Source organism: Bacillus sp. GW821-FHT01G09 (genome assembly GCF_059422205.1).
In genome coordinates, this window is record NZ_JBWKWL010000001.1 from 1,052,887 (window position 1) to 1,059,280 (window position 6,394).

Sequence of the window (6,394 nt, forward strand, 5' to 3'; positions counted from 1 at the left end):
CACTGATTGTATATCCAGAACTTAGAACTGACATCTTACCGCAACTACGACCATGCTGAACTTCAATTTGAAAATAAAGTAAATGTGATCATCGGAGAAAACGCCCAGGGGAAGACAAACCTCATGGAGGCGATCTATGTCTTGTCCATGGCGAAATCGCACCGGACGTCAAATGACAAAGAACTTATACGGTGGGACAAAGACTATGCTAAAATAGAGGGAAGAGTGATGAAGCAAAACGGGGCGATCCCGATGCAGCTCGTCATCTCCAAAAAGGGTAAAAAGGGCAAGGTCAATCATATTGAACAGCAAAAGCTCAGCCAGTATGTCGGGGCCCTCAACACCATTATGTTCGCGCCGGAAGATTTAAATCTTGTAAAAGGAAGCCCTCAAGTGAGAAGGCGGTTTCTTGACATGGAAATCGGACAGGTTTCTCCCGTCTATCTTCATGATCTTTCTCTTTACCAGAAAATCCTTTCCCAGCGGAATCATTTTTTGAAACAGCTGCAAACAAGAAAACAAACTGACCGGACGATGCTCGATGTTCTGACCGATCAGCTTGTAGAAGTTGCAGCAAAAGTCGTCGTAAAACGCCTGCAGTTTACAGCACAGCTCGAGAAATGGGCGCAGCCCATCCATGCAGGCATCTCAAGAGGGCTTGAAGAACTGACCCTGAAATACCATACAGCTCTTGATGTATCAGATCCCCTAGATTTGTCGAAAATAGGAGATAGCTATCAAGAAGCGTTTTCTAAATTAAGAGAAAAAGAAATTGAGCGTGGTGTGACGCTGTCAGGGCCACATCGCGATGATGTTCTTTTCTATGTGAACGGACGCGATGTGCAGACGTATGGTTCTCAAGGACAGCAGCGAACGACGGCGTTGTCCCTTAAGCTGGCGGAGATTGACCTGATCCATGAAGAAATCGGAGAATATCCCATTTTACTATTGGATGATGTACTGAGTGAACTGGATGATTATCGCCAGTCACACTTGCTTCATACGATCCAAGGCCGTGTACAAACGTTTGTCACAACGACAAGCGTTGATGGCATTGATCACGAAACCTTACGTCAAGCAGGAATGTTCCGTGTGCAAAATGGTGCGTTAGTGAAGTGAAGAAATGAGGTGAGCAATTGTATATTCATTTAGGTGATGACTTTGTGGTTTCAACACGAGATATTGTCGGCATTTTTGACTTTAAAGCCAACATGTCGCCTATTGTTGAAGAATTTCTGAAAAAACAGAAACACAAGGTGGTGCCTTCCGTAAACGGCACGCCCAAATCTATCGTAGTCACGGTTCAGAATATATATTACTCTCCCTTATCTTCCAGCACATTAAAAAAACGTGCGCAATTTATGTTTGAAATAGATTCTTAGAAATTTTTTATCACGAATATATCGTTTAGAAAAGTGTAGGTGAATGACGTGGCTATGGAACAGCAGCAAAACAGTTATGATGAAAATCAGATACAGGTACTAGAAGGATTGGAAGCTGTTCGTAAAAGACCGGGGATGTATATCGGTTCGACAAACAGCAAAGGCCTTCACCACCTGGTATGGGAAATTGTCGACAATAGTATTGACGAAGCCCTCGCCGGTTATTGTACGGATATCAATATCCAAATCGAAAAAGACAACAGTATCACGGTTGTAGATAATGGCCGCGGTATTCCAGTCGGTATTCATGAAAAAATGGGCCGTCCTGCGGTAGAAGTCATTATGACGGTGCTTCATGCCGGAGGAAAATTTGACGGAAGCGGCTATAAAGTATCCGGAGGATTACACGGTGTAGGTGCGTCGGTCGTAAACGCACTATCAACAGAGCTTGATGTGACGGTTCACCGTGACGGTAAAATTCACCGCCAAACCTATAAACGCGGAGTTCCGGTTACAGACCTTGAAATCATTGGCGAAACGGATCATACAGGAACGACGACACATTTTGTCCCGGACCCTGAAATTTTCTCAGAAACAACCGAGTATGATTATGATCTGCTTGCCAACCGCGTGCGTGAATTAGCCTTTTTAACAAAGGGTGTAAACATCACGATTGAAGATAAACGTGAAGGACAAGAGCGCAAAAATGAATACCATTACGAAGGCGGAATTAAAAGTTATGTAGAGTATTTAAACCGCTCTAAAGAGGTTGTCCATGAAGAGCCGATTTACATTGAAGGCGAAAAGGACGGCATTACGGTTGAAGTGGCTTTGCAATACAATGACAGCTACACAAGCAACATTTACTCGTTTACAAACAACATTAATACGTACGAAGGCGGTACCCATGAAGCTGGCTTCAAAACGGGCCTGACTCGTGTTATCAACGATTACGCCAGAAAAAAGGGGCTTATTAAAGAAAATGATCCAAACCTAAGCGGAGATGACGTAAGGGAAGGGCTGACAGCGATTATTTCAATCAAACACCCTGATCCGCAGTTTGAGGGCCAAACGAAAACAAAGCTGGGCAACTCAGAAGCACGGACGATCACCGATACGTTATTTTCTACGGCGATGGAAACATTTATGCTGGAAAATCCAGATGCGGCCAAAAAAATTGTCGATAAAGGCTTAATGGCGGCAAGAGCAAGAATGGCTGCGAAAAAAGCCCGTGAACTAACACGTCGTAAGAGTGCTTTGGAAATTTCAAACTTGCCCGGTAAGTTAGCGGACTGCTCTTCAAAAGATCCGAGCATTTCCGAGTTATATATCGTAGAGGGTGACTCTGCCGGAGGATCTGCTAAACAAGGACGCGACAGACATTTCCAAGCCATTTTGCCGCTTAGAGGTAAAATCCTAAACGTTGAAAAAGCCAGACTGGATAAAATCCTTTCTAACAACGAAGTTCGCTCTATGATCACAGCGCTCGGCACAGGTATCGGGGAAGACTTCAACCTTGAGAAAGCCCGTTACCACAAAGTTGTCATTATGACAGATGCCGATGTTGACGGCGCGCACATCAGAACACTGCTGTTAACGTTCTTTTACAGATATATGCGCCAAATTATCGAAAATGGCTACGTGTACATTGCACAGCCGCCGCTCTACAAGGTTCAACAGGGGAAACGTGTTGAATATGCGTACAATGACAAGGAGCTTGAAGAGCTGTTAAAAACTCTTCCTCAAACGCCTAAGCCTGGACTGCAGCGTTACAAAGGTCTTGGTGAAATGAATGCCACCCAGCTATGGGAGACAACCATGGATCCTAGCTCCAGAACACTTCTTCAGGTAACTCTTGAAGATGCAATGGATGCGGACGAGACTTTTGAAATGCTTATGGGCGACAAAGTAGAACCGCGCCGAAACTTCATAGAAGCGAATGCGAGATACGTTAAAAATCTTGACATCTAATCATAAAAAGCCTTATTTCCAATAAGAAATAAGGCTTTTTTCTGAACAAGATCAGATGCAGCAATGCTTGCAATACCTATATATTCTAGCAATTTAATGTGTATAATCATAAGTTTATTGATATAATGGAGAATAGTGAAATCGTATTGAAGGTCATAATGGACAATCTACTCCCACATATTTCATGTGATACTTCAGGGAGGTTTTTTAATGAGTGAACAAAACACACCACAAGTTCGTGAAATAAATATCAGTCAGGAAATGCGTACGTCCTTCTTGGATTATGCAATGAGCGTTATCGTGTCCCGTGCTCTTCCGGATGTTCGAGACGGTTTAAAACCGGTTCATAGACGGATTTTGTATGCAATGAATGATTTAGGCATGACAAGTGACAAGCCTTATAAAAAATCCGCGCGTATCGTTGGAGAAGTTATCGGGAAATACCACCCGCACGGTGATTCAGCGGTATATGAATCCATGGTCAGAATGGCTCAGGATTTCAACTACCGTTATATGCTCGTTGACGGTCACGGAAACTTCGGTTCTGTTGACGGAGACTCAGCGGCGGCCATGCGTTATACAGAAGCAAGAATGTCTAAAATCTCAATGGAGATTCTTCGCGACATCACAAAAGACACAATCGATTACCAGGATAACTATGACGGGTCAGAAAGAGAACCTGTCGTTATGCCTTCAAGGTTCCCGAATCTGCTCGTGAACGGTGCTGCCGGCATTGCGGTAGGTATGGCAACAAACATTCCTCCGCACCAGCTGGGAGAAATCATTGACGGTGTACTTGCTGTCAGTGAGAATCCGGACATTACAATTCCAGAGCTTATGGAAGTCATTCCAGGGCCTGATTTCCCGACTGCGGGTCAAATCTTGGGACGCAGCGGTATCCGGAAAGCATACGAATCAGGCCGAGGCTCTATCACGATCCGGGCAAAAGCTGAAATCGAACAAACATCTTCGGGTAAAGAAAGAATTATCGTTACAGAGTTACCTTACCAAGTAAATAAGGCGAAATTAATTGAGAAAATTGCTGATCTCGTAAGGGACAAAAAGATAGAGGGTATCACAGATCTGCGTGATGAGTCAGATCGTACAGGTATGAGAATTGTCATTGAAATCAGACGCGATGCCAATGCGAATGTCATCTTAAACAATCTGTACAAACAAACTGCTCTACAAACATCTTTTGGCATCAACCTCCTTGCACTTGTTGATGGCCAGCCGAAAGTTTTAACTCTTAAGCAATGTTTGGAGCATTACCTTGACCATCAAAAAGTTGTCATTAGACGCCGTACTGCTTATGAATTGCGTAAAGCAGAAGCGAGAGCTCATATCTTGGAAGGATTGAGAGTTGCACTGGATCATCTCGATGCAGTTATCTCCCTTATCCGTAATTCTCAAACGGCTGAAATTGCGAGAACAGGCTTAATTGAACAATTCTCACTGACAGAGAAGCAAGCACAAGCGATCCTTGACATGAGGCTCCAGCGTTTAACGGGACTGGAACGTGAAAAGATAGAAGAAGAATACCAATCTCTTGTTAAATTAATTGCAGAGCTAAAAGACATCTTGGCAAATGAATATAAAGTGCTTGAGATCATTCGTGAAGAACTCACGGAAATCAAAGAGCGTTTTAACGATGAAAGACGTACTGAGATCGTCACTTCTGGACTGGAGACAATTGAAGACGAAGATCTCATCGAGAGAGAAAATATCGTAGTTACTCTGACGCACAACGGATACGTCAAACGTCTTCCTGCATCAACTTACCGCAGTCAAAAACGAGGCGGAAAAGGTGTACAAGGTATGGGAACAAACGAAGATGATTTCGTTGAACATTTGATCTCTACGTCAACTCATGACACAATTCTCTTCTTCTCGAACAAGGGGAAAGTGTATCGTGCAAAAGGGTATGAAATCCCTGAATACGGCAGAACGGCAAAAGGAATCCCGATTATTAACCTGCTGGAGGTAGAAAAGGGTGAGTGGATCAACGCGATTATTCCAGTCACGGAATTCAATGCGGAGCTTTACCTTTTCTTCACTACAAAGCATGGGGTTTCAAAACGAACATCGCTATCTCAATTCGCTAATATACGCAACAATGGTCTAATTGCTCTGAGTCTTCGTGAAGATGATGAACTGATGGGTGTACGTCTGACTGACGGCACAAAACAAATCATCATTGGAACGAAAAACGGTTTACTGATCCGTTTCCCTGAAACAGATGTCCGGGAGATGGGAAGAACTGCGGCGGGCGTAAAAGGCATCACCCTGACGGATGACGACGTTGTTGTCGGCATGGAGATTTTAGAGGAAGAATCACACGTCCTTATCGTAACTGAAAAAGGGTACGGAAAACGAACTCCGGCTGAAGAGTACAGAACCCAAAGCCGGGGCGGAAAAGGACTCAAAACAGCGAAAATCACCGAGAACAACGGCCAACTAGTAGCAGTGAAAGCTACTAAAGGTGAAGAGGATCTAATGATTATTACAGCTAGCGGCGTACTCATCAGAATGGACATCAATGATATCTCCATCACCGGACGTGTCACTCAAGGTGTGCGTCTCATCAGAATGGCAGAAGAAGAGCATGTTGCTACAGTAGCTTTAGTAGAGAAAAACGAAGAAGATGAGAATGAAGAAGAACAAGAAGAAGTGTGAGAAAAAGCGCAGCTGAAATAGCTGCGCTTTTTTGTGTCATAACCCTTTACAGTCATAAAAATTATGGTATAATCATTTCTGTTGTCTTTTAAAAGACACAAACATGACCATTATGACTAGCAAAAACTTTTTTAAAAAAGTATTGACCTAGTTAACTAAAAATGTTACTATTAAGTAGTCGCTTCGAGAGAAGCACACAAAGTTCTTTGAAAACTAAACAAGACAAAACGTACCTGTTAATTCAGTTTTTAAAAATCGCACAGCGATGTGCGTAGTCAGTCAAACTACTTTATCGGAGAGTTTGATCCTGGCTCAGGACGAACGCTGGCGGCGTGCCTAATACATGCAAGTCGAGCGGACAGATG

General features: G+C 43.4%; 4 protein-coding genes and 1 rRNA gene. All 5 read left to right on the forward strand.

The genetic code is table 11. The features are described from left to right. Positions 1–6 precede the first annotated feature (6 nt). Positions 7–1,119, forward strand: a complete 1,113-nt coding sequence (gene recF, locus AC07VD_RS05270; RefSeq protein WP_003243515.1) for a DNA replication/repair protein RecF — start codon at positions 7–9, stop codon at positions 1,117–1,119. 17 nt (positions 1,120–1,136) lie between these two features. Continuing rightward, on the forward strand, positions 1,137–1,382 hold the full coding sequence (gene remB, locus AC07VD_RS05275) for an extracellular matrix regulator RemB (protein ID WP_003219266.1): 246 nt from the start codon (positions 1,137–1,139) through the stop codon (positions 1,380–1,382). Positions 1,383–1,436: 54 nt separating this feature from the next. Continuing rightward, entirely contained in the window at positions 1,437–3,353 is a 1,917-nt protein-coding gene (gene gyrB / locus AC07VD_RS05280; RefSeq protein ID WP_003226808.1) for a DNA topoisomerase (ATP-hydrolyzing) subunit B, read from the forward strand. A 210-nt stretch (positions 3,354–3,563) separates the two neighbouring features. Beyond that, positions 3,564–6,029 (forward strand): DNA topoisomerase (ATP-hydrolyzing) subunit A, encoded by a 2,466-nt coding sequence (gyrA, locus tag AC07VD_RS05285; RefSeq protein ID WP_003244540.1) that lies wholly within the window; start codon positions 3,564–3,566, stop codon positions 6,027–6,029. 289 nt (positions 6,030–6,318) lie between these two features. Beyond that, a 16S ribosomal RNA gene (locus AC07VD_RS05290) occupies positions 6,319–6,394 on the forward strand; the annotation flags it as partial.

Bases quoted from the DNA above. Each gene is read 5' to 3' on its own strand.
- gyrB (WP_003226808.1), top strand. From the start codon at position 1,437: ATGGAACAGCAGCAAAACAGTTATGATGAAAATCAGATACAGGTACTA.
- gyrA (WP_003244540.1), top strand. From the start codon at position 3,564: ATGAGTGAACAAAACACACCACAAGTTCGTGAAATAAATATCAGTCAG.